Genomic DNA, 994 nt, shown 5'->3' with positions numbered 1-994 from the left:
AAAGGCTCGAGGCGTTTGACTGACGTTGATGACATGATCGTCAGCTTGTATGCCGGTGGGATGACCATTAGGGATATCCAGCATCATATGGCAACGGCGATGCGGGTTGATATCTCTCATGAGACGATTTCTGCGGTTACTGACGCCGTCTTGGATGAGGTCATGGTCTGGCAAAACCGCCAGTGAGATGAGTTCTACCCGGTCATTTTCCTGGACGCGCTGCGCATTAAAATCCGCGACGGTGGTCGGGTAGTCAACAAGTCCGCGTACATGGCAATCGGTGTGGACCTTGACGGTATTAAGCACATTTTGGGATTGTGGATTGCCAAAGAAGAAGGCGCTTCATTCTGGGCGCAGGTATGCGCCAATCTTTCCAATCGTGGGGTCAAGGACGTCTTCATTGTCTGCTGTGACGGGCTGAAAAGGCCTGCCAGAAGCAGTAGAGGCAACCTGGCCGAATTCTATGGTGCAAACCTGTATCGTGCACCTGATTCGCGCAGCGAACCGGTGGGTAGCCTACGGGGATCGCCGGGGTGTATCAGCTGCGTTGAAAAAGGTTTACACCGCTACAGACGAGTCCACAGCACGTGCTGCTTTAGCCGAATTCGAGGCTTCCGAGTTGGGTGAGAAGTATCCACGTTCAGTCAAGGTCTGGCGGGATGCCTGGGAGCGGTTTGTCCCGTTTCTGCAGTTCCCACCAGCGGCGAGAAAGGTCATCTATACGACGAATTCCATTGAGTCGTTTAACAATGAGCTGCGGAAAGCTACTCGCAACAGGGTGCAGTTCACCAACGATGAATCAGCGCTCAAGACGCTGTGGTTGATGATCTGCAATATTGAAGACAAACGAGCTGCAAAGAGAGCAAAGCAAGGCAAACGGGTCTCAGCGACAGCCGGCAGACTCATGGAAGGAGCCCGAGTTTCCGGCTGGAAACAAGCCATCAACCAAATGGCCGTGGCCTACCCCGACCGCTTCGACAAATACCTATAAACC

At 53.3% G+C, this 994-nt stretch carries 1 pseudogene; it reads left to right on the top strand.

The features are described from left to right. Positions 1 to 991, top strand: a pseudogene (locus L8V22_RS11615) (IS256 family transposase); the annotation flags it as partial. Positions 992 to 994: the final 3 nt, after the last annotated feature.

The sequence above is a fragment of the Corynebacterium yonathiae genome, assembly GCF_027570195.1.
Lineage (GTDB): Bacteria > Actinomycetota > Actinomycetes > Mycobacteriales > Mycobacteriaceae > Corynebacterium > Corynebacterium yonathiae.
Note: the sequence above shows the minus strand (reverse complement) of the source record. Positions and strands in the feature narration are given on the sequence as shown.